General features: G+C 60.2%; 23 protein-coding genes. 9 read left to right on the top strand and 14 right to left on the bottom strand.

Translation table 11 applies throughout. The features are described 5' to 3' along the window. Window positions 1–11: 11 nt before the first annotated feature. Both AC1DT7_RS20080 and AC1DT7_RS20075 read left to right on the top strand, forming a co-directional pair. Window positions 12–461, top strand: a complete 450-nt coding sequence (locus AC1DT7_RS20080) for a cupin domain-containing protein (protein WP_478037953.1) — start codon at window positions 12–14, stop codon at window positions 459–461. Then, window positions 458–1,057: a hypothetical protein gene (locus AC1DT7_RS20075; protein ID WP_478037952.1), complete on the top strand. Its 600-nt coding sequence runs from the start codon at window positions 458–460 to the stop codon at window positions 1,055–1,057. Before AC1DT7_RS20080 ends, AC1DT7_RS20075 begins: the two co-directional genes overlap by 4 nt. A 6-nt stretch (window positions 1,058–1,063) precedes the next feature. Here AC1DT7_RS20075 and AC1DT7_RS20070 read toward each other — a convergent pair whose 3' ends face one another. The 8 genes from AC1DT7_RS20070 to AC1DT7_RS20035 all read right to left on the bottom strand — a co-directional run bounded on the left by AC1DT7_RS20070 (window position 1,064) and on the right by AC1DT7_RS20035 (window position 6,655). Then, window positions 1,064–1,729 (bottom strand): glutathione S-transferase family protein, encoded by a 666-nt coding sequence (locus AC1DT7_RS20070; protein ID WP_478037951.1) that lies wholly within the window; start codon window positions 1,727–1,729, stop codon window positions 1,064–1,066. 56 nt (window positions 1,730–1,785) lie between these two features. Next, window positions 1,786–2,916 (bottom strand): zinc-binding dehydrogenase, encoded by a 1,131-nt coding sequence (locus AC1DT7_RS20065; RefSeq protein ID WP_478037950.1) that lies wholly within the window; start codon window positions 2,914–2,916, stop codon window positions 1,786–1,788. Between the two features lie 74 nt (window positions 2,917–2,990). Beyond that, window positions 2,991–3,632 (bottom strand): ribosome biogenesis GTP-binding protein YihA/YsxC, encoded by a 642-nt coding sequence (gene yihA, locus AC1DT7_RS20060; RefSeq protein WP_478037949.1) that lies wholly within the window; start codon window positions 3,630–3,632, stop codon window positions 2,991–2,993. Between the two features lie 3 nt (window positions 3,633–3,635). Next, the gene (gene yidC, locus AC1DT7_RS20055; RefSeq protein WP_478037948.1) at window positions 3,636–5,390 is read right to left on the bottom strand and encodes a membrane protein insertase YidC; all 1,755 of its coding nucleotides are present in this window, start codon (window positions 5,388–5,390) and stop codon (window positions 3,636–3,638) included. A 47-nt stretch (window positions 5,391–5,437) separates the two neighbouring features. Next, window positions 5,438–5,650 carry a membrane protein insertion efficiency factor YidD gene (gene yidD / locus AC1DT7_RS20050; RefSeq protein ID WP_478037947.1) on the bottom strand — a complete coding sequence of 71 codons (213 nt, stop codon included), beginning with the start codon at window positions 5,648–5,650 and terminating at the stop codon, window positions 5,438–5,440. Window positions 5,651–5,792: 142 nt separating this feature from the next. Beyond that, complete coding sequence (gene rnpA, locus AC1DT7_RS20045; protein ID WP_478037992.1) at window positions 5,793–6,104, bottom strand: ribonuclease P protein component; 312 nt, start codon at window positions 6,102–6,104, stop codon at window positions 5,793–5,795. 11 nt (window positions 6,105–6,115) lie between these two features. Next, a complete protein-coding gene (gene rpmH / locus AC1DT7_RS20040; protein WP_010162954.1) occupies window positions 6,116–6,250 on the bottom strand; it encodes a 50S ribosomal protein L34 in 135 nt (44 codons plus the stop codon). A gap of 87 nt (window positions 6,251–6,337) precedes the next feature. After that, window positions 6,338–6,655: a hypothetical protein gene (locus AC1DT7_RS20035; protein WP_478037946.1), complete on the bottom strand. Its 318-nt coding sequence runs from the start codon at window positions 6,653–6,655 to the stop codon at window positions 6,338–6,340. Between the two features lie 84 nt (window positions 6,656–6,739). Here AC1DT7_RS20035 and AC1DT7_RS20030 point away from each other — a divergent pair, with 84 nt between their 5' ends. The 3 genes from AC1DT7_RS20030 (at window position 6,740) to AC1DT7_RS20020 (ending at window position 9,926) form a co-directional block, all read left to right on the top strand. Then, entirely contained in the window at window positions 6,740–8,215 is a 1,476-nt protein-coding gene (locus AC1DT7_RS20030) for a YifB family Mg chelatase-like AAA ATPase (RefSeq protein ID WP_478037945.1), read from the top strand. Between the two features lie 43 nt (window positions 8,216–8,258). After that, entirely contained in the window at window positions 8,259–9,209 is a 951-nt protein-coding gene (locus tag AC1DT7_RS20025) for a hypothetical protein (protein ID WP_478037944.1), read from the top strand. 108 nt (window positions 9,210–9,317) lie between these two features. After that, window positions 9,318–9,926, top strand: a complete 609-nt coding sequence (locus tag AC1DT7_RS20020) for a hypothetical protein (RefSeq protein WP_478037943.1) — start codon at window positions 9,318–9,320, stop codon at window positions 9,924–9,926. 70 nt (window positions 9,927–9,996) lie between these two features. Here the strand turns inward: AC1DT7_RS20020 and AC1DT7_RS20015 are convergent, their stop codons facing one another. Beyond that, window positions 9,997–11,418 carry an MBL fold metallo-hydrolase gene (locus AC1DT7_RS20015; protein WP_478037942.1) on the bottom strand — a complete coding sequence of 474 codons (1,422 nt, stop codon included), beginning with the start codon at window positions 11,416–11,418 and terminating at the stop codon, window positions 9,997–9,999. Window positions 11,419–11,591: 173 nt separating this feature from the next. On the opposite strand from AC1DT7_RS20015, the gene AC1DT7_RS20010 reads away from it, so the two are divergent. The 4 genes from AC1DT7_RS20010 to AC1DT7_RS19995 all read left to right on the top strand — a co-directional run bounded on the left by AC1DT7_RS20010 (window position 11,592) and on the right by AC1DT7_RS19995 (window position 12,954). Continuing rightward, window positions 11,592–11,786: a hypothetical protein gene (locus AC1DT7_RS20010; protein WP_478037941.1), complete on the top strand. Its 195-nt coding sequence runs from the start codon at window positions 11,592–11,594 to the stop codon at window positions 11,784–11,786. A 36-nt stretch (window positions 11,787–11,822) separates the two neighbouring features. After that, window positions 11,823–12,023 carry a hypothetical protein gene (locus AC1DT7_RS20005; protein ID WP_478037940.1) on the top strand — a complete coding sequence of 67 codons (201 nt, stop codon included), beginning with the start codon at window positions 11,823–11,825 and terminating at the stop codon, window positions 12,021–12,023. Window position 12,024: 1 nt separating this feature from the next. Continuing rightward, window positions 12,025–12,306 (top strand): DUF3761 domain-containing protein, encoded by a 282-nt coding sequence (locus AC1DT7_RS20000; protein ID WP_478037939.1) that lies wholly within the window; start codon window positions 12,025–12,027, stop codon window positions 12,304–12,306. A gap of 90 nt (window positions 12,307–12,396) precedes the next feature. Then, entirely contained in the window at window positions 12,397–12,954 is a 558-nt protein-coding gene (locus AC1DT7_RS19995) for a DUF3761 domain-containing protein (protein ID WP_478037938.1), read from the top strand. Between the two features lie 221 nt (window positions 12,955–13,175). Here the strand turns inward: AC1DT7_RS19995 and AC1DT7_RS19990 are convergent, their stop codons facing one another. The 5 genes from AC1DT7_RS19990 to AC1DT7_RS19970 all read right to left on the bottom strand — a co-directional run. Then, complete coding sequence (locus tag AC1DT7_RS19990) at window positions 13,176–13,628, bottom strand: hypothetical protein (protein ID WP_478037937.1); 453 nt, start codon at window positions 13,626–13,628, stop codon at window positions 13,176–13,178. A 154-nt stretch (window positions 13,629–13,782) separates the two neighbouring features. Continuing rightward, window positions 13,783–16,467, bottom strand: a complete 2,685-nt coding sequence (locus AC1DT7_RS19985; RefSeq protein WP_478037936.1) for an RHS repeat-associated core domain-containing protein — start codon at window positions 16,465–16,467, stop codon at window positions 13,783–13,785. Continuing rightward, the gene (locus AC1DT7_RS19980; RefSeq protein ID WP_478037935.1) at window positions 16,464–18,113 is read right to left on the bottom strand and encodes a hypothetical protein; all 1,650 of its coding nucleotides are present in this window, start codon (window positions 18,111–18,113) and stop codon (window positions 16,464–16,466) included. Before AC1DT7_RS19980 ends, AC1DT7_RS19985 begins: the two co-directional genes overlap by 4 nt. Window positions 18,114–19,109: 996 nt before the next feature. Next, complete coding sequence (locus AC1DT7_RS19975) at window positions 19,110–19,613, bottom strand: Ros/MucR family transcriptional regulator (protein WP_478037934.1); 504 nt, start codon at window positions 19,611–19,613, stop codon at window positions 19,110–19,112. A 113-nt stretch (window positions 19,614–19,726) separates the two neighbouring features. Next, window positions 19,727–19,945: IS3 family transposase (locus AC1DT7_RS19970; protein ID WP_478037933.1), on the bottom strand; the 219-nt coding region annotated here is incomplete at its 5' end.

Genomic DNA, 19,945 nt, shown 5'->3' with positions numbered 1-19,945 from the left:
GGGAGCGGACATTGCCCAAGCTCGATCTCGATACAATCCCGCAGACCAATGCGACCGGCTATCCGCCGCCACATTCTGGGAAGGTGCAGGGCCGCTGGTACCGCCGTCTCGCGCCCGCATCGGGCCTGAGCGATTTCGGGGTGAGCCACGTCACCCTGAACCCGGGCGCCTGGTCGTCCCAGCGACATTGGCATGAAGGCGAGGATGAGTTCCTGGTGATGATCGCGGGCGAGGCGGTGCTGGTCGACGACAGCGGCGAGACGGTGATGCGGCCCGGCGATTGTGCTGCCTTCCCGAAGAATGACGGTAACGGGCATGTGCTGCAGAACCGCAGCGATGCTGACTGCGTGTTCGTCGCGGTCGGGCGGCCATCGGAGACCGACTGCCACTATCCCGACATCGACATGCATCTGTTTCCGGGGAAGGGGTTTCGGCGAAAGGACGGGGGTGAATTCAAATGAAGTCGATCACAATTAAACCGGTGACTCCTTTGGCTGCAGCGGTTGCGGCCCTTGCGGCCCTTTTCTGCGCGATTTCACCCGTGTCTGCCCAGGAGTGGGGTGAGGACGGGCCGGGCTTCCTCAAATTCAATCGCGGTCATTCGATCGCTAAAAAGAGCGAAGACATTACGGTGCGTGTTGGGATGATCGAGTCCGACACGGATTCAGACGTGGAGAATGTCTGGTTCCTTGCCGCCATCGAGGGCGGACCATGGACAAACATGCGCTTCCGGTGGGCGGATGGAGCGAGCTGTCCGGCCGCGTTAGACTTGCTCAAAGATGTTCGTCGTATTGAATTGCCGTCCCCGGTGCTGCCTTTTCGAGATGGACGGGATGAAGGGGGCGAGATCGTACTGGATGGTCGGATTTACAGATTATATGTCGATTCAAGTTCGGTGAGCGGCCAGTCCAGCGGCCGTATGTATATGGAGAGCAATACCGATACGGAATTGTCGAAATGGATCGACCACATGCTCAGGGCGCTGGAACCTTGCTGGTCGAACAAGGTGCCAGAGGGCGCCAGTGAAAGAGGCGGCAAGGCCGATATCATACCGTAATGGGCGTCAGGCGGCCGGCACCTCGAACTTCTCGATCACCCATTCCTCTTCCTGTGCGCTGGCGATCCAGTCCTGCATGAAGGGGTGCTGGATCACCGCATCCATATAGCTGGCGGCGAAGCGGGCGATCGGCAGGCTGTAGGTGACGATGCGGGTGACGACCGGCGCGTACATCATGTCGACCGCGCCGAATTCGCCGAACAGGAACTGGCCGTCGCCGCCGAAGCGGGCACGGGCCTGTGCCCATAGCTCCATGATGCGGCCGAGATCGGCAAGCACATCCTCGTCGGGGTGCTTGGGCGGGAAGACCTGGCGGATGTTCATGCTGTGCTTGCGGCGTAGCGCCGTGAAGCTCGAATGCATCTCTGCGGCCATGGAGCGGGCCATTGCCCTCGCGCTGTCGTCCTCGGGCCAGAATTTCGCGCGTTCGGTCTTTTCGGCGAGATATTCGACGATCGCCAGGCTGTCCCACACCACGGCATCGCCGTCCCACAGGATCGGCACCTTGCCCGAGGAGGGGGCGAATTCGTCGCCCTCGCGGCGCTTGTCCCAGTCGGCGTCGTAAAGCGGGACGACCACCTCCTCGAAGGGGAGGCCCGACTGTTTGCAGGCGAGCCAGCCGCGCAGCGACCAGGAGGAATAGGCCTTGTTGCCGATGATGAGCTTTAGCATGGGCGGGTGGATAGACGGGCCGGGCGCGGGCGGCAACTCCCGCACCCGGCGCGCCGTTACAGGCCTTTGTTCGGGTTGATCAGGAACTTCTCGCCGGTCGCCTTGCGCGCATAGGCAGCGATCGTGTCGGGCTGGAGTGCCTCGGCCAGCGAGATTTCCGACGTGTAGTGGCTGGCGAAGGTGGTGGTCAGCTCGGCGGCGACGCGGGCGCGCATGCGCTGGCCCGTTTCCTGCCCGGCTTTCATCAGGAAATAGGTGAGCAGGAAGCCCCCGATGCCCCAGGCCATGCCGGTGTTGCGGCCGATCTCGGTCGGGCGCGTATCGAGCACGCCATAGATATAGACCTGCTTGTGGGTGGTTGAGCCGTAGCGGCTGTACGACGTCATCTTGCGGGTCGCGGCGACTTCCATCGCACCGATGAGCTGCCCGGCCAGCGGGCCGCCGCCGACCGCGTCGAAGGCGAGCGTCGCGCCGGTTTCCATCAGCGCATCTATCAGCTGGTTGCGGAAATCGGGCGCGGTGCTGTCGACGACATATTTCGCGCCGATATCGGTGAGGATCTTCGCCTGCGCTTCGCTGCGCACCACGTTCACCAGCGGCACCCCGTCGGCGATGCAGATGCGGTTGAGCATCTGGCCGAGGTTGGAGGCAGCGGCGGTGTGGACCAAAGCGGTGTGGCCCTCTGCCCGCATCGTCTCGACCATGGCGAGCGCGGTCAGCGGGTTGACGAAGCAGGAGGCGCCCTGCGCCGCGGTGGTGCCTTCCGGCAGGACAAGCGCCTCGCCGGCGCGCATGACGCGGTATTGCGAATACATCGACCCGCCGAGGATCGCGACGGTGCGGCCGATCAGATGCTTCGCATCGTCGCCGGCATCGACTACTACGCCCGCGCCTTCGTTGCCGACGGCCATGGCCTCGCCGATGCGCGCCTGGAGCGAGGGGAGAAAGGCCGGGTTGACCGAGGCGGTGACGACCGGCCGGTCGGCGGTGCCGCTGGCCGCGATCGTCGTGAGGTCGGCCGGGCCGAGCAGCAGGCCGAGATCGGACGGATTGAGCGGCGCGCCCTCCATGCGGACGACGATCTGGTCAGCGGCGGGCGCGGGGATCGCGACATCGTCCAGCGTCAGCCGCAGCTCGCCTTCGGGGGTGATCAGCGAGCTGATCTGCAGGCCGGTAGTGATGGTCATCGCGTCTCTCCCATTTTTATGGGTAGCGATATGCAACGGAAGTTGAATCAGTGCGAGGGGGATTCTCGTAGATTTCAGCCGATCGCTTCAATTACTGCGGCGCGCAGCTCGGGGATGCCGAGACCGGTTTCGCTCGACGTCTCCAGAATGTCGGGATGCGCGGCAGGGCGCTTGCGCACTTCCTCGGCGGTTTGCGCAGCGACCTCGGCGAGCTCGGTCGGCTTGATCTTGTCGGCCTTGGTCAGGACGATGCGATAGCTGACGGCGGCCTTGTCCAGCATCTCGAGGATCTCGCGGTCGACTTCCTTGATGCCGTGGCGCGCATCGATCAGCACCAAGGCACGCTTCAGCTCCTGCCGGCCGCGCAGGAAGTCGTTCACCAGGAAGCGCCATTTCTTGACGATATCCTTGGGCGCCTTGGCGAAACCATAGCCGGGCATGTCGACCAGCCGGAAGGCGAGGGGATCGCCCACGTCGAAGAAGTTCAGCTCCTGCGTGCGGCCCGGCGTGTTCGACGTGCGGGCGAGCGAATTGCGGCCTGTCAGCGCGTTGAGCAGCGAGGATTTGCCCACGTTGGATCGGCCGGCAAAGGCGACTTCCGGCACCGACGCGTCGGGCAGGAATTCGAGCTTCGGCGCCGATTTCAGGAAGGTGACCGGGCCGGCGAAGGTCTTTCGCGCGGCCTCGATCAGTTCGGGTTCGAATGCGTCAGCCATGGGTCACTTTACTACTGCCACTTTCATCCCCGGATGCCGCGCATAGAGCAGGCGCTGCTGGAGGATGGTGAGGGTGTTCGACGTGATCCAGTAGATCTGCAGGCCGACCGCGAACGGCGCCATGACGAACATCAGCACCCAGGGCATCAGCGCGAAGACCTGCTTCTGTGCGTCGTCCATCGGGGCCGGGTTCAGCTTGAACTGGAAGTACATCGAGATGCCGAGCAGGACCGGGATGACGCCGATCGCCAGGAAATGCGGCAGGGTGAACGGCAGATAGCCGAACAGGTTGAGGATGGTCGCCGGATCGGGCGCCGACAGATCCTTGATCCACAGCACGAACGGCTGGTGACGCATTTCGATCGTCAGCAGCAGCACCTTGTACAGCGCGTAGAAGATCGGGATCTGCAGGAAGGTCGGCAGGCAGCCCGCGAGCGGGTTGACCTTCTCCGCCTTGTACAGCGCCATGATCTCCTGCTGCTGGCGCGGCTTGTCGTCCTTATGCTTTTCCTGCAGCGCCTTCATCTTGGGCTGGATCGCGCGCATGTTGGCCATGGAGGCGAACTGGCGCTGGGCGATCGGGAACATCAGGCCGCGGATCGTGACCGTGAGCAGGATGATCGCCAGGCCGAAATTGCCGACCATGCGGAACAGCCAGTCGAGATATTTGAAGATCGGCTTTTCGACGACTTCGAACCAGCCCCAGTCGATCGCCTTGCCGAGATGGGGGATCTTGAGATTATCCTCGTAGCGATCGAGCGTGTTCACTTCCTTCGCACCGGTGAACAGGTGAGTCGTGATCGTCATCTGCTGACCGGGCGCGATGCTGAGGGCGGCGCGCGAGACGTCCGCCTGGAAGTTGGTGCCCGGGGCGGTGGCGCGGAAGCCGGAATGCACGGCCGCCTTCTGGTCGGGGATCACGGCCGCCAGCCAGTATTTGTCGCCGAAGCCTGCCCAGCCGCCCGTGGTGTCGAAATAATTGTCGCCGGGGCGCCCGCTGTTGCCGAAGATCTTGCCGAAGAAGCTCGGCTCCTTCCCGTGCAGATTGTCATAGGTGATGTCGTAGGTCGTGCCGTTGCCGAAGGTGCCGATCGGCCCGATATGGTTGGTCCAGGTGTCGACATCGGCGCCCGGCCCTGCGCGCGAGACGAGCGCATAGGGGGCGATCTTCACCGCGCCGGCGCCGCCATTCATCACGACCTGATCGGCGGTGAACATGAAATGCTCGTCGACCGCCAGGCGGATCACGAATTTCTGGCCGGTCGGGTTGGACCAGCTCAGCGTCACGGGCTTGCCCGGCGCCAGGACCGGCGCGCTGGCGGTAAAGACCGTGTCAGGACCGGGGACCGAGATGCCGTCGCCCGACCAGCCGAAGCTGGCGAAATAGGCATCCTTGGTGCCGGACGGCGACAGGAGGCGAATCGGCGGGGAGTTCTTGTCGATCGTTTCCTTGTACTTCAGCAGCACCAGATCATCGACGCGCGCGCCCTTCAGGTTGATCGAGCCCTTCAGTTCCGGGGTCACAACCTGCACGCGCGGGGATTCGGTCAGCACGACCTTGCGGTCCCGCGTCGCGGCACTGCTGTTGGCCGCCGGGCTCGCACCCGGATTGGCGATGACCTTGGTCTTGCCGCCCTCGATCTTCGTCACGGGCGGGTTGGCCGCCGGGAAGAACTTCGCCGTAATGACCGGCCAGCCGAACAGGATCAGTGCGGCGAACACCGCGAACAGGATGAAATTCTTGTTGTCGTTATTCACGTGAGTGATTTCCCGCTCGTGATAGGCAGTTGGTCAGGCATTGGCGTTCAGGGAACCGGATCGGGACCGAACCCACCCCAGGGATGGCAGCGTCCGATCCGCTTTGCCGCAAGCCACCCACCCTTCAGCGCGCCATAGCGGCGAAGGGCAGTGATTGCATAGGCTGAACAGCTTGGCTGGTACCGGCAGCTTGGCGGCAGGATGGCCGACGGGCCGATCTGCCAGAGGCGGACTAGGGCGATGAGGAGGCGGGTCAGCATGATTCGCTGCGCTTTCGGTCGTCACCCCGGGCTTGTTCCGGGAGCCATTGGGCCGCGAGCGCAGCGGCCGAAGACGACGCGCAACGCGTGCGGAAACATGGATGCCGGAACAGGTCCGGCATGACGGAAGGGGGGAGGGCGTTCACCGCGCCACCTTCGCCAGTGCCTTGCGCAACTCGGCGCGAAGCTGAGCAAAGTCGCGTTCGATACCGCCATTGCGGCCGATCAGCACATGATCCGCGCCGCGAATGCCCGATTCGGGCAGGAGATCGCGGGCGAGCGCACGCAAGCGCCGCTTCATGCGGTTGCGCACAACCGCATTGCCGATCTTCTTGGTGACGGTGTACCCGATTCGCATCGACGGATCGCCGTCGGCACGATCGCGCACCAGCAGGACGAATCCCGGCATGGGTGCGCGTTTTCCCGCATTCGCCGCGAGGAAATCGCGGCGTATGCGAAGTGTGGTCAGGCCGACAGCTTCTTGCGGCCGCGATTGCGGCGAGCGCGAATCACGTTGCGGCCGCCCGGAGTCGCCATCCGCGACCGGAAACCGTGCCGGCGCGCGCGCACCAGATTGCTCGGCTGAAAGGTCCGCTTCATCGTTCATTCCCTGGTCGTCTGAATAGAAAAGGGCCGCCACGCGGACGGCCTCGTAGCGGGTGCCCTTAGGCAAAGAGTGCGCGCTAGTCAACGTTCGAGGGCTGCCCGATCGCGTTCGCGACGACGGCGCGCGCTCGCGCGGCGCAGGCCCATGTCCGCATAATGGCCGAGTTTCGGCCAGCGACGCTTGGTGTGGACGAACTTGCGTTTGGCCCAGTGCGAATTCTGCAGCATCAGCGCCAGGCCCGCGGCGAAGACGAAGATGCCGCCGGGCCCCGGGATCACGCCGACCAGCGGCGTCGCGAGGACGAGCAGGACGCCGAGCCAGAACAGGCAGAAGCGGATCGTCGGGTGTCGCGTGCTGCGCATGACAGAGGATGTGGGTGCGGTGTGTTGGTTTCGCAAGACACTGGTTCCTGTTTTCCTCGACCGGTTTCTTCCCGGACAAAACTGCGTATGAACAACGCTCTTCGGGGGAATCAGGCGCATATGGTCGCAAGCGTATCGACGGTGGCGTATCTCGGGCTCGAGGCGCGTGCCGTCGAGGTACAGGTCCAGCTCATTCCCGGCCTGCCGGCCTTCAACGTGGTGGGGCTGGCCGACAAGGCGGTGGGCGAGAGCCGCGAGCGGGTGCGCGGGGCGATCGCCGCGATGGGCCTGTCGCTGCCGCCCAAGAGAATCGTGGTGAACCTGTCGCCGGCCGACCTGCCCAAGGAAGGATCGCATTTCGACCTGCCGATCGCGCTCGCCCTGCTCGGCGCGATGGGCGTGGTCGATGCCGAGACGCTGGCCGATTATGTCGTGGTGGGCGAACTCGGGCTCGACGCGCGGGTGGCCTCCTCGCCGGGCGTGCTGCTCGCCGCGCTCCACGCATCGGAGATCGGCAAGGGCCTGATCTGTCCCGCCCCGCAAGGGCCGGAGGCTGCGTGGGCGAGCCAGGTGCAGGTGCTCGCCGCGCCCGACATCCTGTCGCTGCTCAACCACTTCAAGGGACATGGCCTGTTGTCCGCGCCGCAGCCGGGCGAGGTCGAGGAGGCGGTGTTCGGCCCCGACCTGGCGCAGGTGAAGGGGCAGGAGACGGCGAAGCGCGCGCTGGAGATCGCGGCGGCCGGCGGCCACAATATGGTGATGGTGGGCCCGCCGGGCTCGGGCAAGTCGCTGATGGCGGCGTGCCTGCCGGGCATCCTGCCGCCGCTCGACGCGGCCGAGGCGCTGGAGGTGTCGATGGTGGCGAGCGTCGCCGGCACGCTGAGCGGCGGGCGGCTGACCCGGACCCGGCCGTTCCGCGCGCCGCATCATTCGGCATCGATGGCGGCGCTGGTCGGCGGTGGGCTGAAGGTGAAGCCGGGCGAGGTGAGCCTCGCGCATCTCGGCGTGCTGTTCCTCGACGAACTGCCGGAGTTCCAGCGCGCGGTGCTGGATTCGCTGCGCCAGCCGCTGGAGACCGGCACGGTCAGCGTGGCGCGGGCCAATGCGCATGTCACCTTCCCGGCGCGGGTGCAGCTGATCGCGGCGATGAACCCGTGTGGCCGCGTTGCCTTCTTACTGCCGGGTGTTCGGGCGCGGTCAAACGCGAGAAAGCCTGAGGCGGAGGCGCTCGAAGGAGACACGCTTGGCGGGAAGCTCAAACGACGGCGCGTACAACTCGGACTGCGGCAAATCGACGCTGCTCGGCGTATGGGCGTGAGCCAGCGGTGCGTTATCAACTGGGAGCTGGGGCTAAAGGCGCCGATGGTAGCGCAGTATCCGGCCATCATCGCGTTCTTGGGTTATGAGCCGTGGCCGGAGCCTCAGACACTCGCTGAGAAACTGCGAGCTGAGAGGCGGCGGCGAGGGTTGCGCATATGCCGAGCTGCGAAGCTGGCTGGTGTGGACGAGGGGACGTTTGGGGGCTGGGAAGAGCGAGGCGCGGTCGGACGTATGCGTTCTAAAGCGGAAGCGTTTCTGCGAAAGGCACTAGACTGATCCCGGTTTGTTCTAGCGTTCTTGTGAGGCTATAGGGGTTTCCATGATCCACGATGTGTTTTTGCGGCGCTATTCCGAGAGGCTTTTTTGGGGAGAGGAGCCTTCTCAAGAGGTCCGCCGCCTCTTCGCACAAGTCGCACATATCGTGTTTTCCGACCTAGTTCCGACGGTGAGGCCCGATCAACGTTTCTTTCAACTGGTTCACGATGCCTTGGCTCGCGAACTCGGAGTGGGCAGACTGCTTGACGCAGACGGGTACGACAAAATTTGCGGCAGTTTGCTAATGGAGCCCTATAATCTTTGGACCGATCGTCACGGTTCTACGGACGATTTTATAAAACTGAGACTGAGCCTCACTGAATTAATGTTCCGCGCATTTGAAGAGCGTGTTGCGACGCCACCACCTGAAGCACCTCGGGGACTATTCGCATCCGCCCGCGCTGCGCCGCCCGCTGCTGATAGCCAAGGCCGTCAGGCGGTTGTTACCGCCGTGCGAGAGTTGAATGATAGGCTACGCCAAGCGAACATGGGCCTTCATTTCCACAACGGCATGCTTCAGTTTTCTCAGGATGATCTCACCCAGGGCAGGAACGCCGAACCGTGCTGGTCTATTCTTAGCGATCCCAAATGGGCAAACGTKGACCGAGAGTTGAAGGAAGCGCTCGATCGTGCGGATGGAGGTCGGTCCGATGCCGCGTTTCATGCGGCAAAGGCGCTTGAGAGCGCGATCAAAATTATTAGTGACGAGAAGGGTTGGACGACGGGCTCTGAGAAGGGCGCTGCGAATTATATCGATAACCTTATCAGTCTGAAAAACGGTCGCTTTATCTCAATCTGGGAGGGCGAATTCCTGAAGGGTTACTTCACTCACATTCGCAATCCGCATGGACACGGTTCCGGTAGTCAGCCGCCGCCAGCGCTCGCAGACTATCAAACTGCGTGGGCGATAGAAAACGCAATGAGTTGGATTAAGACCCTAATCCGGGGGCTGTAAATATACTCCAGGCATATCGCCGGAATAATGACAACGACCTGATTTTATCTCTGGAATGGTGGAATGTCCGTCTAGCCTTCCCATATATTTAGTAAAAGGAGGAATAGCATGGCCGTTCTCGGGAATCTGTTTTTCTACGCTGGCTTCGGCAAGCGTGCGACGCTCGCCGACGCGCTCTCCAATAGCCTAGATTCGGGCGTTCGCGCAGAGGTTGACCGGCTGAACGGTTCGGATTTTTCGTCGCACGACGATGCTGTCTTGGTCGATAAGATTGTCGATAAGTGCCGGGTCGAACCGATCGTGCTCAAGCTTGACGAAGCGGTTGGCGACGCCGGGCACATCAAGATTACTGTAAATGATCATTTCGGCGGTCAGGTCTCAGTCGATGGGTTGCGCGTGACCAAGACTATCCCGTTTAGCGGCGATGCGGTGTTGTTCGAGCTCCAACCCGATCAGTCCGGCCTCAATCCCCCACGAGGCACTGTGCTCGGCCAGAACGTAATCATCGGCATGGAGGTTCGCCAATCTCAAGGCGAGGAGGCCGTTCGTTACATTGAGGAGACTCTGAGCGAGATCGAGACCTGCATTGGCCGCCAGGCTCCTGCGATCGAAACCCACAATGCCGCCCTGCCAAGCGCGGCGTTGAAGCACATTCAGCGGCGGCGTACCACGTTTGGCGCAGCCTCAGATATTGCGAGCCGGCTGAGCGGCCGCTAAGTCTAACGCGCAAGGGGCATTCGAAGAAACGCTGTGCTTACCGACCTTACGAGCCGGGGCGTTCAGAATGTCATTCCGCTGGCGTCACGTAGGCGCCCCATACTCTTCCTTGCGCGTCGATGTTGAGTTGAATGTTGTCGCAGCCGCCAGGCCTACCGTCCACGTCAGGTCCCGTCTTGCGGATCGCTCTTGCACAAGCGGTGTCATCGCGATCCGTGCGCCAGAGCGTGCCGCGACGAGCCATCTCGTCGGCAATGATCGCATCGGGAAGCGTCACCGATCCGTAGCGAGTTGGTCCCGAAGAGATGATGAAGGTCTGCGCGCCAACCGCGTCCAAAAATGGCGTGCGCGATGAGGTGCGGCTGCCATGGTGACCCGCGACCATGATGTCGGCGGCAACAGCTGCGCGACAGCATGCGAGTAGCTTGCCCTCGATTGAATTTGTCGCAGGAGCAGTGGCAGGCGGGTCCTTACGACCTCCGGCTTCAGCATCCCCCATCAGCAGCAGGCGATGCTGGCCGAGATCCAAGCGCGCGACGACGCTATTCTCGTTGGGGCTCGAGTAGGGGGCGCCATCGGCGTGAAGAATGGTCATGCGCGCGCCGGTGCCAAGGATAATGGGTGTCTGATCCATTGCCGCGCCGCGGGCGATCGCAAGGGTCTCGGCCGGAACGGCCTGTCCATAGCAAGTTTGTGCCGCGAAGCTCGGCCGGAAGATATCATTGCTGCCAAGCGCGTTGTGATAGACGACGCCCGGCTCGATTGCGACGCGCTCAAGAAAGGCCCGGTAGCCGCAAATGGGGTTGACCCTTCCGGAATCCCACACTTGGCCGATGTCATACTGGTCAAAAATGTCGGGGAGCAGTTCGACATGATCCCGATGGGGATGGCTGAGGACCAGGTAGTCGATGCGGCGAAGGGCAGGATGGGCGAGCCGTAAGAAGGCGAGCAGTCGATTGGTCGATCCTCGCGCGAGGTCGTCGTTGCTGCCGCCGTCATACAGCAGAGTGAAATCGGGCGCGGTCACCAGGATCGCGAGCCCGGTACCAACGTCTGCCGCCTCGATGGTGTAGGCTGCGGCCCCAGTCGGTTGCTGGGCTGTAGCGATGTCAATGCGCGTCCATGTCTTGCTGACGTAGCCGATGGTGCCGTCGGATAGCTCGATCTCGTACCAATAAGGCAAGTCTCTCTTCAGCGTGAGCTGCTGACCAGAAAGCAAGGCCGCAATAGCCGCCGCGCGCGTGGAGGGCGTGGCACGGACCACGACGTTGGTGCGTACCCGTTCGGTCGGAGTGATCGTCTGCGCAAATGCCGATGTGGGAACGAGTAGCGTGCACAGCAGCGGGAAAATCGGAACGTAGAAGCGCACGAGGCTTGTCGAACGAAACGCCATGATCCGATACGTCGCGCGAACACGACGTGACCAGACGCCTTTACCCCTTTGCAGCATAACCTTCCCCCGGTGACCGCGCGCGACGTTGGCAACGGACATCGCGGAAATGTACTCCCGCTCGTTCAAACCACCAATGCAATCACCTCCATATTGACTGAATTGGGTTACGTGACGGCCTGCCCAGGGTATGAAGTCGGCCGCAGGAAATGGTTGCAGGTTTTCATGATCGGCATAGTCTTCAGCCGACAGAAATTTGCCTCGGGGAGATATCAATGTTCAGGAAGCTCGCTCTTGTCGCCGCATCGATTGCCCTGCTGGCAGGCGCGCCGACCTTTGCCGCTAAGCCCTGCCGTGACGCGAAGGGCAAGTTCATCAAATGTCCGCCAGCTCCGAAGAAGCCAGTCCGCTGCAAGACACCCAATGGGCGGTTCGCGAAGTGCGGCACGCCGGGCGCAAAGCCGGTCTGAAACGGTGCGAGGCCGTTTCCATATTCGGCAGCACCAATGACGGTCGCCGCGTGGGAATTCTATTCCCTGGCTGCGATGCTGGTGGGCTCGCACGGGGAGGGGGCTGAAGAGGAAGTGGTCCGACGCTTCGAGGAGGCGCAGGAGCGCGACGATCGCGGCCAAATGGTCGTGTGGACAGAAGTGGGCCGAAAGATCGCGAAGGTGCGAGCGGACACGGCCAGTGGAGGAGGGGGCTAATATGAACAGGTATCTTCGGACGATCGCGGCGCTCGTGCTGGTGTCGACCACGCTTATCGGCATAGCGGACGCCCGCGAGCATCCGCGCTATCACCGATCGACCGGAACCGGGTCGAGTTCCGAATACTACACCGCCCGTAGTGGGCATCGGGTCCATCGGCCAATGCAAGCCTCACGGGCGCCAGCAGGAGCGAGTGCGAAGTGCCGCGACGGTTCGTGGAGCTTCAGCGAGAGCCGCCGGGGAACCTGCTCTCATCACGGCGGTGTCGGGACCTGGCTGTAATCGCTCACGGTAAGCATGTAGCGGCAGCGGCCTGATTGCGCGGAGCAAGGAAAGGCGCCAAACTTGGTCGTTATCCTGGGGAGAGACCACATGAATCGCTTCATTCTCGCAGCCGGCCTGCTGCTCCTGCCTATGTTCGGCGCCTCGCCGGCCAGCGCTCAGACTGCCGCGCGCAACTACGACTGCTCCAAAGCCGGCAATGCCAACAAGACGGTCTGCAAGAACGCAGCCGCCGCCGCTGCGGCGGCGAAGCCAACTCCGAAGCCCGCGGCGGCGCGCAACTATGATTGCTCGAAAGCAGGCAATGCGAACAAGGCCGTGTGCAAGGCAGCCGCGGCACCCGCAGCAGCACCGGCCGCGAAGCCCGCTACGACCCGCAATTATGATTGCTCCAAGGCAGGCAACGCCAACAAGGCCGTGTGCAAAGGGGCCGCTTCGGCACCGACGACGACCGCTCAGCGCCCGGCGCCCGCAGCGCCTCGTGCAGCTCCCGCACCGGCCACTCGCACGGCACCGGTAGCAGGACAGAACACCAACGCAGGTGGCCCTGGTGGCGCTACCGCCAAGTGCAGGGATGGCACGATGAGCTTTTCTGCCCATCGCTCTGGCACCTGCTCGCGCCATGGTGGCGTCGCTGAGTGGTTCTGATCCGCTGAACTGACAAGGCGGGCAACTGTCTGCCCGCCTTGGTTAGGTACGAAGCCGGTACGAGTGTAGTTTTTCAAAGGCGGTAAGCCTTTGCGACCGAGAAGACTAATCCCAAGCCTGGGCCGGGCCGGTAGCCCGACGAATAGGAATCCCAACCCGATTCCTATTCACGCTGACCGCTCTAAATTAGCGATACCATCGTCGCAACGAACCACCAGGCCTCAGGTCAAACGCAACACGGCCTCTCCTGACGATTCGCCGAGAATGCCCAGAATGGCATCTTTACTAAGATGATCACCGGCATGCGATAATCGGAGCAAATCTCGCTGTTGCCTAGAGAGTTCCTGCTGGACAATAGGGTGGTTCAGAATGACATCCTCAGCTCCGTCGCTGTATGAGGTTTCATTTATAGTCTGCGTGGCAAAGCGATCGGCGGTTTCGTAGCTCCGCGCAGCCGCCCAGGCGCCATTTCTCGGCCCGTCGTCATATAGGGATCGCGCGATATAGGCCATCGAGGCCATCGCATCCTCAACGACAGCTGCTTCATAACTTGGATCCTCTTCCTCCTTCGGTATGAGTTCCAATAAGGATTTTTCAAAGTCTCTCAGATTAGTTGCAGCGTCACCAAGGCCCTGTATGGCGTTAATAATAGTATCCCTACCCCGTTCGAGCATCTGAAGTTGGTCTGTGTCCTCCCAACTTGACGATATACTGCGAAATAGACGATCGGTGCAAAGTAACCCAAAAGTCGCAATACTCGATCTCGGCAACGCGGACAGTGACCTCAACAAGTCATCATCGGAGAATTTTAGCATGATTGTACCTTAATTACGGGCCTAAGGGCCCTTCTATCTTTCTTGGCCATACAGCGCTTCTGGGAGAGGTAATCTGCCCGCCACTCTTAATGATAGCAATTCTGCAAGAAGCACAAAAGTCCCGCGTCGCGACCAAGGCCCTGGGTGTCGCTCCCATCTTGGCTGCCTGTGCCAATGCGGTAGTTTCTGCGTGGGCGCCGGGCTGCTTGGCTGCGATTTCTCCGGCTTGAAGCAACGCTCTTTGAGCTGGGGTCAGGTCTCGGGCTCCACCTGCGATGATTCGCCCTGCAGAGGTGTCTAACACCGCAGTCACGCGCATACTGTAGGCGATAGGATCCAGAGCGGCGTGAATTTGCGCTGCTCGTTCTGCTGCGGGCGCAAGTTCTCTTGCAAATAGGGCTTGGGTTGCCGAGACGCGCGCGGACACCGCAACGACTTCCCCTGGGATACCGCCGCCCAGCGTAGGAGGCATGCCTCCTAGTGCCCACGCTAGCTCGCCGTGAATAATGCCATCTGCGAGTGTCCCCAAATCATGGGGAATCTGTTTAAGGGCGTCCCAGCCCTCCGATAGATCGTGTTTCCAATCCGTTCCAGTAGGATCCGTCCCATTTATTGGGTCATTTCCGACGTAGGCATAGAGATTCATCTGATCCTTGTAACCAATTGGATCAACCTGAAGGAACCGACCAAGCCGCGCCGAGTAGATGCGTGCCTTGTAGTAATACATGCCCCCCAGTTCCGGGAACTGTGCCTGCCCGGTGTACGCGAACCGGACACCACTATTGGTCGGTCCCGGTACGCCATATTCGTCATATGTATTGAGGGCGAGCAGCGTACCGTCGGGATTGGCGACCGAGACGATCGAGCCCTGGTGGTCCGTTAGCAGGGGCCTGCGAACGGTCAGCGTCGCAGCAGCATATGCCACCATAGGCTCGTCTGGCCCCGGGCCAAAGGTGTAACGCCTTAGCATTCCGCCTGAGGCATCATATTCCGCCACTAGGTCGTCACCGTCATAGAGGAGCTGAGTCGCCGCAGTGGTCGCGCTCGATGTCTGGAACAGGCGGCCAAGCGGGTCATAAACCAGATTGGCCGTAAGCGTGCCAGCAGTCATCACCAGCCGATTCTCGACGTCATACGTGAAGGTCGTGCCGCCGTTCGATGCCAGATTGCCGTTGGCATCATACCCAAGCGTGCCCGCACCCACGCCGGTATATTGATTCAACCCGTTGGTGGAATAAGCATTGGTCGCCGTCGTATATCCCGCAAACGCGTAGTTGTCGTTTGAGCGAGTCTGGCTGACGATCTGGCTTGCCGGATTGTAGCTGAAGGTCGAGGCCACGTCGCCCGCCGTCCCTACGAAATCGTCGGTCAGCGACGAAAGCCGCGATACCCCATCATAGCCATAGGTCGTCTGCACCAATCCCCGCGTCGAAGATGCACGGCGACCCTGCGCGTCGTATACAATGGCCGCCGCCTGCACAGAGCCGTTCTCTCGGATTGCTATCATCCGGTCGAGGCCGTCATAATCGTACGAGAAATAAATCCCGTCGGGATGAGTTAGCCGGATGCGATTGCCGTCAGCGTCATAGGTCCGGCCGATCGTCCGGGTTACCCCGCCCATGCTGGTCGTGCTCGAGGTCGGCCGGCCGAATCCGTCATAACTGTTGGTAATCGCGTCTGCGCCGCTCACACTGTCGAACCGGGCCGCGGTCTGCAGCCCACGCACGTCATAGGCATAATAGACGTCGCGTACCGCGGAGGCGGGTGGCGTGGTGCAGGCATAACCTGCCACGCAGGCACCGTTCACATCCTTCACTATCACCCGGTTGAGCGCGTCGTAGGTGTAGGTGGTCGTCCGCCCGTCGCGTTTCCTCAGCGAGGTGCGATTACCATTCGCGTCATAGCTATATTGCTCGTAATCGGTCGTACTGGCGGCACCCGGCGTGCTTATACTCGGGAATGCGGTGAGGGCTAATCGATCGAACCCATCATAGCCATACGCAGTCTTGTTGCCGTTTGCGTCAATAACGTAAGCCGGCAATCCATTCGGTGAATAATCGTAGGTCTGATAGTCCTGTTCGAGTGTGACCGAGAAGCCTTTGGCAGTGGTCACGCCATACGCCTTCTGTACCTTGAGAATTTGACCGGCAGGCTTGTAGGTGGTTCTTACGATCCGATCGGGACCCCATGAACCTGTCAGTTGGGGTTCACAGGCGTCTGTCTGCGACAACCATTGGTTTGGGTCCATGCGGATTGCGGCGCACTGCAACCTACCGACTGGATCGTAGCTATACTGGTTCACTGACCGCGTCGTGGTGCCGGATAATGTTACTTCTTGCGACTTCTCCTGTATCTTATGATCTAAGCTGTCGTACGCCGAGTCGACACGGCTAAAAATGGTAAACCCAGTCCAGTCTTTTGGTTCAATAGCCTGTGGTTGCCACGCGGCCAGTTCACCGTTTTCGACCGTGATCAATCGTCCTGTTGAATCATATGTGTTTCTTACAGCACGATAGTGCAGCGGGCCATTCCCATCGGGGTCTGGGTAGAGGATGCCAGTCTTGTGGCCGAGAAGATCATAGCGCTCTCCTGTCGTATATGGCGAAGGTAGCGCTTGGGCGTCAGCAAGGCTGGGCAGTGCCGCCAAAGCCACTAGCAAGGCGCCAGCTAAACTGCGCCGGTTGCAAATCTCGATCATGAGCAAACCTGCAAATTAGCATTGGGCGACGTCTCGCTAACCTTGTGACGCCAACGGTCGTATTCGTAACAGGTGCGTAACGTCACGCCGCCGGACGCCACGGTCTTGCCCCGTATCAGCAAATTATCCGCCGTTCCGTCTGCGCCGTACAAATAGGTCGTGACAGTCTGGTTCGCGCTCGGGTCGCACGTGACCGAATTGCTTCCTGGTACGGTCTGGCACTGAGTTTCAGTATCAACCATCCAAATCGGCTCTCCAGTCGAAGCAAGCATGCCGCCGACCAACACGTACGCGGCCTTCTGTGTGTACGTGTAGAGCGTCAACGGGCGGGCGCCACCAGCTGTCGGAGCAGGCCTGCGTTCACTGGCCTTTTTACCATAGGACGTATACGTCCAATCTGTAACGTTCCCCTTCCCATCCGTGTATGAGTTCGGCGAATTGCAGGTATTTATGTTAATGCAGTTCGTGTCATAAGAGGCATACTGGGTGATAGCGGAAAGGGAGGAGCCAGTCTTTGGAAAAGACGTTTTTGAAGTTATATTGAACCTATCGTTATAGGTAAAAGTCTCGTAGTTCCCCTCCGGATGAGTAACTTTTGTGGGGTAGTGACGACTCCATTCGTACAACGTTGGCTGGCCGTTTCTGTCAACAATCTTCCACGGCATCCCGTCGCCGGTCACGATATTGAAATAGTAACTTTCACTCGTGCCGAGGTAGCTCGACGGAATGGTTTCCGTGAAGTTGGCGAACGTGGGATCATGCGTCACGTTGTAGCTTCTGACGTCGCTCCTGCCATTAGTTACTTGGCTAACGCGATAGGTCGAGCCGATATAAGAGTAGGACAAATCTTCGGAATAAGTATGAGAATTGGATATGCCAATAACGCGCCCATACATATCCCTCTTGTAACTCTTCCCGTAACCCGTGCTGGTGGTCGTAGTCTCGATCGCCGTCTGACCGGCGGGGGCCATGCCGGCCAAAGGTCCGGAGAACGTTGCTGTCGGCCACTCACTCGAAGTGAAGGCGCACGCGTCAGCCATTGGGTCGCAGGAAGCGTACGCCTGGTTGATGATCGATACTGATGTAACCTGATGCCAAGCTGCAACTGAAGAAGGATCATTCGTTTGGTAGGTGAACTTGAGTTGAGTCCCGTCGTTCTGAATCATCGACTGAATTCTAACGTCCGGTCCACTGTATCCAGTCGTACCGGCCTTGTAATAATAGGTTCGCTTTAGCCCGGACGGAAATTCAATGATAGATGGCACCTTCGTTGTTGCATCGAAGACTGCTGACACGCCATTGCTTCCGATATATCTCCAAAATGGAGTATTATTAACCACAAAAGTGGTAAGCGCATTACCCTGTCCGTCACCATTGTAGTTAACGCCATTGATCGTTGTGTACGGGTTCGCGCCACTGAATACGTGAGTCTCATCGCCCAAAATTACGGGGATGTTGGCGAGGTCTGAGGAATCGATCCAGTACAAGGTATTATCCATCCATCTACCAATTTTTGGCAGATATCTCTTATATTCGATGGGGGCATCAACAGCATTCATGGAAATTATTGGATCGGATATATCGATAGTCGGAGATAGGAGATTTACGTCAGTTGCCGTCAGAATATTTAAGTTCTGGTCGTTCACTGACCTAAACTCTGGGGCGGCTATTTGACCGTGGGCAGCTGGTGATCCGAAGGCACAAAGAGCAGCGATCGAGGAGAATAATCGACCAGCGTTGCGCAGGCTACCTGGATGGAGGCATATTGCTAGTGCCCGGATATTGATGTTCGTAAAATTAACGCCGCGCAAATTGAACATCGAATGTGCCCCGTGATTGTTTCTGCATTATTTAATGTATATGGCAGACAAATGCGCGCTCCTTTGCACCGGGCCCCTCGAGAGCCCCGCGGATAGACACTATTTTGGTCCCAGAGCTGGAGCTGGAGTCGGACAAGCAGCCGGGCTCGCCGTTGTGATATCCTGGCGGGTGCGATTGCCGGCGCGATCAAAGCAAGTCACCATCTTCACTCCGGTGCTCGGCCCACCGGTTCGCTCGGTCGCGTCTAGTCGGCCGAGAGCGTCGTAGGAGTAATTAGCGGTTTCGTTTCCTAACGCTGAGGTGCTCGCGCTCAGCGCAGCGGCTGCGATGGCGGTTGCAGCCGTCATCAACGAAACACTCAATCGGCGCATATCATCTCCTATGAGGGGCCGGTTCGATCCCAGGCGCAGAACAAACAAAATCCAATACTGCAAGCACACTGTCGGGGCGCACAAAAATCGGCGACACCGGTTGGGATCGCTGGAGGGTTTACGGATGATCGTCGATGCGCTCGCGTTCACGAATCGATCGATCACCTCCGATACTAAATGCTCGCCGCCGAATGGGTGCAAGACCAAACTGGCGGACGGTGTGGGAGAAGGCTCCGAACTGGTGATAGCTTGCCGTGCGGCTTGGCGAGACCGATTGGGCGCTCACATATCACGAAAAACAACTAGCCTCTAATCATAAAGCCTTACCGCTGATCGACAAGATCGGAGGGTGTCATCCACAGCTTGCGGCGACTGAAGTGGCCCGGACAGGTAGGCTCGCGTGCTCGCGGGCAATGGTGAGAGGTCTTCAAGCGCTACGTTCGTTGCTGATTACTCGGCGACAATCGATTTCCGTGGCCGCCCACGAGGCGCTTTCGGGACGGTTACCGCCGGAGTTCTCGTTTTGAGAGGCCCTGGCTTACGGCCCAGACCGATTTTCTTAGCCATCTCGCGGCGCGCTGCGGAATATGCCTCAGCGACCATCGGGTAATCCGACTTGAGGCCATAGCGCGCGCGGTACTCGTCAGGCGTGAGGCCGTGGCCTGATAGGTGCCGGCGGAGCGTCTTGTACGGTTTGCCGTCAATGAGCGAGATGATCTGGTCTTTCGACGCCAGTGATTTGCGCACCGAAACGGCAGGAGCGTACTCGAACGTTTGATCGGGCTGCGTTTCTTCGACAGCAGGCGCTGAAAGTGCGGAAACGGTCTCGTGCATCTTTTGAATGAATGCCGGGACATCATCCGCATTCACGCGGCTGTTGGGATTGCCAAGCCAGGCGACGGTGAGTTCGGTCGCGAGTTCGATCGCGCTATAGTCGGTAGTATCGTCTGCCATGAGATGTCTCCAAAACGGAGTTTGGACCTATAGAGATTTGAGATTCGATCAACCTCACGAGCTTATTTTTAAATTGGTGCCTGTGAGCTGCCCCCGGTTCCACGGACACCAGGTTAGGCTACCTTAGCCTGCTTCTCGAAGTCCATGGGGCTGAGATAGCCCAGGGTCGAGTGCCTGCGTGTCGGATTGTAGAAGCGCTCGATATAATCGAATACATCCGCGCGTGCCTGATTGCGGGAACGGTATGTTTTCCGCGCGATCCGTTCGGTCTTGAGCGAGGAGAAGAAGCTCTCCATCGCGGCATTGTCCCAGACGTTGCCGGACCGGCTCAT

The organism is Sphingomonas sp. P3_C6, assembly GCF_056402595.1.
Note: the sequence above shows the minus strand (reverse complement) of the source record. Positions and strands in the feature narration are given on the sequence as shown.

What these genes read in the sequence shown, in the direction of transcription:
- AC1DT7_RS20030 (WP_478037945.1), top strand. Translation starts at nt 6,740, where the DNA reads ATGGTCGCAAGCGTATCGACGGTGGCGTATCTCGGGCTCGAGGCGCGT.
- AC1DT7_RS20010 (WP_478037941.1), top strand. Translation starts at nt 11,592, where the DNA reads ATGTTCAGGAAGCTCGCTCTTGTCGCCGCATCGATTGCCCTGCTGGCA.
- AC1DT7_RS20005 (WP_478037940.1), top strand. Translation starts at nt 11,823, where the DNA reads ATGACGGTCGCCGCGTGGGAATTCTATTCCCTGGCTGCGATGCTGGTG.
- yihA (WP_478037949.1), bottom strand. Translation starts at nt 3,632, where the DNA reads ATGGCTGACGCATTCGAACCCGAACTGATCGAGGCCGCGCGAAAGACC.
- AC1DT7_RS20020 (WP_478037943.1), top strand. Translation starts at nt 9,318, where the DNA reads ATGGCCGTTCTCGGGAATCTGTTTTTCTACGCTGGCTTCGGCAAGCGT.
- AC1DT7_RS20065 (WP_478037950.1), bottom strand. Translation starts at nt 2,916, where the DNA reads ATGACCATCACTACCGGCCTGCAGATCAGCTCGCTGATCACCCCCGAA.
- rpmH (WP_010162954.1), bottom strand. Translation starts at nt 6,250, where the DNA reads ATGAAGCGGACCTTTCAGCCGAGCAATCTGGTGCGCGCGCGCCGGCAC.
- AC1DT7_RS20070 (WP_478037951.1), bottom strand. Translation starts at nt 1,729, where the DNA reads ATGCTAAAGCTCATCATCGGCAACAAGGCCTATTCCTCCTGGTCGCTG.
- AC1DT7_RS19985 (WP_478037936.1), bottom strand. Translation starts at nt 16,467, where the DNA reads ATGATCGAGATTTGCAACCGGCGCAGTTTAGCTGGCGCCTTGCTAGTG.
- AC1DT7_RS19975 (WP_478037934.1), bottom strand. Translation starts at nt 19,613, where the DNA reads ATGGCAGACGATACTACCGACTATAGCGCGATCGAACTCGCGACCGAA.
- yidD (WP_478037947.1), bottom strand. Translation starts at nt 5,650, where the DNA reads ATGCTGACCCGCCTCCTCATCGCCCTAGTCCGCCTCTGGCAGATCGGC.
- AC1DT7_RS20015 (WP_478037942.1), bottom strand. Translation starts at nt 11,418, where the DNA reads ATGTCCGTTGCCAACGTCGCGCGCGGTCACCGGGGGAAGGTTATGCTG.
- AC1DT7_RS20000 (WP_478037939.1), top strand. Translation starts at nt 12,025, where the DNA reads ATGAACAGGTATCTTCGGACGATCGCGGCGCTCGTGCTGGTGTCGACC.
- AC1DT7_RS19990 (WP_478037937.1), bottom strand. Translation starts at nt 13,628, where the DNA reads ATGCTCGAACGGGGTAGGGATACTATTATTAACGCCATACAGGGCCTT.
- AC1DT7_RS19995 (WP_478037938.1), top strand. Translation starts at nt 12,397, where the DNA reads ATGAATCGCTTCATTCTCGCAGCCGGCCTGCTGCTCCTGCCTATGTTC.
- AC1DT7_RS20075 (WP_478037952.1), top strand. Translation starts at nt 458, where the DNA reads ATGAAGTCGATCACAATTAAACCGGTGACTCCTTTGGCTGCAGCGGTT.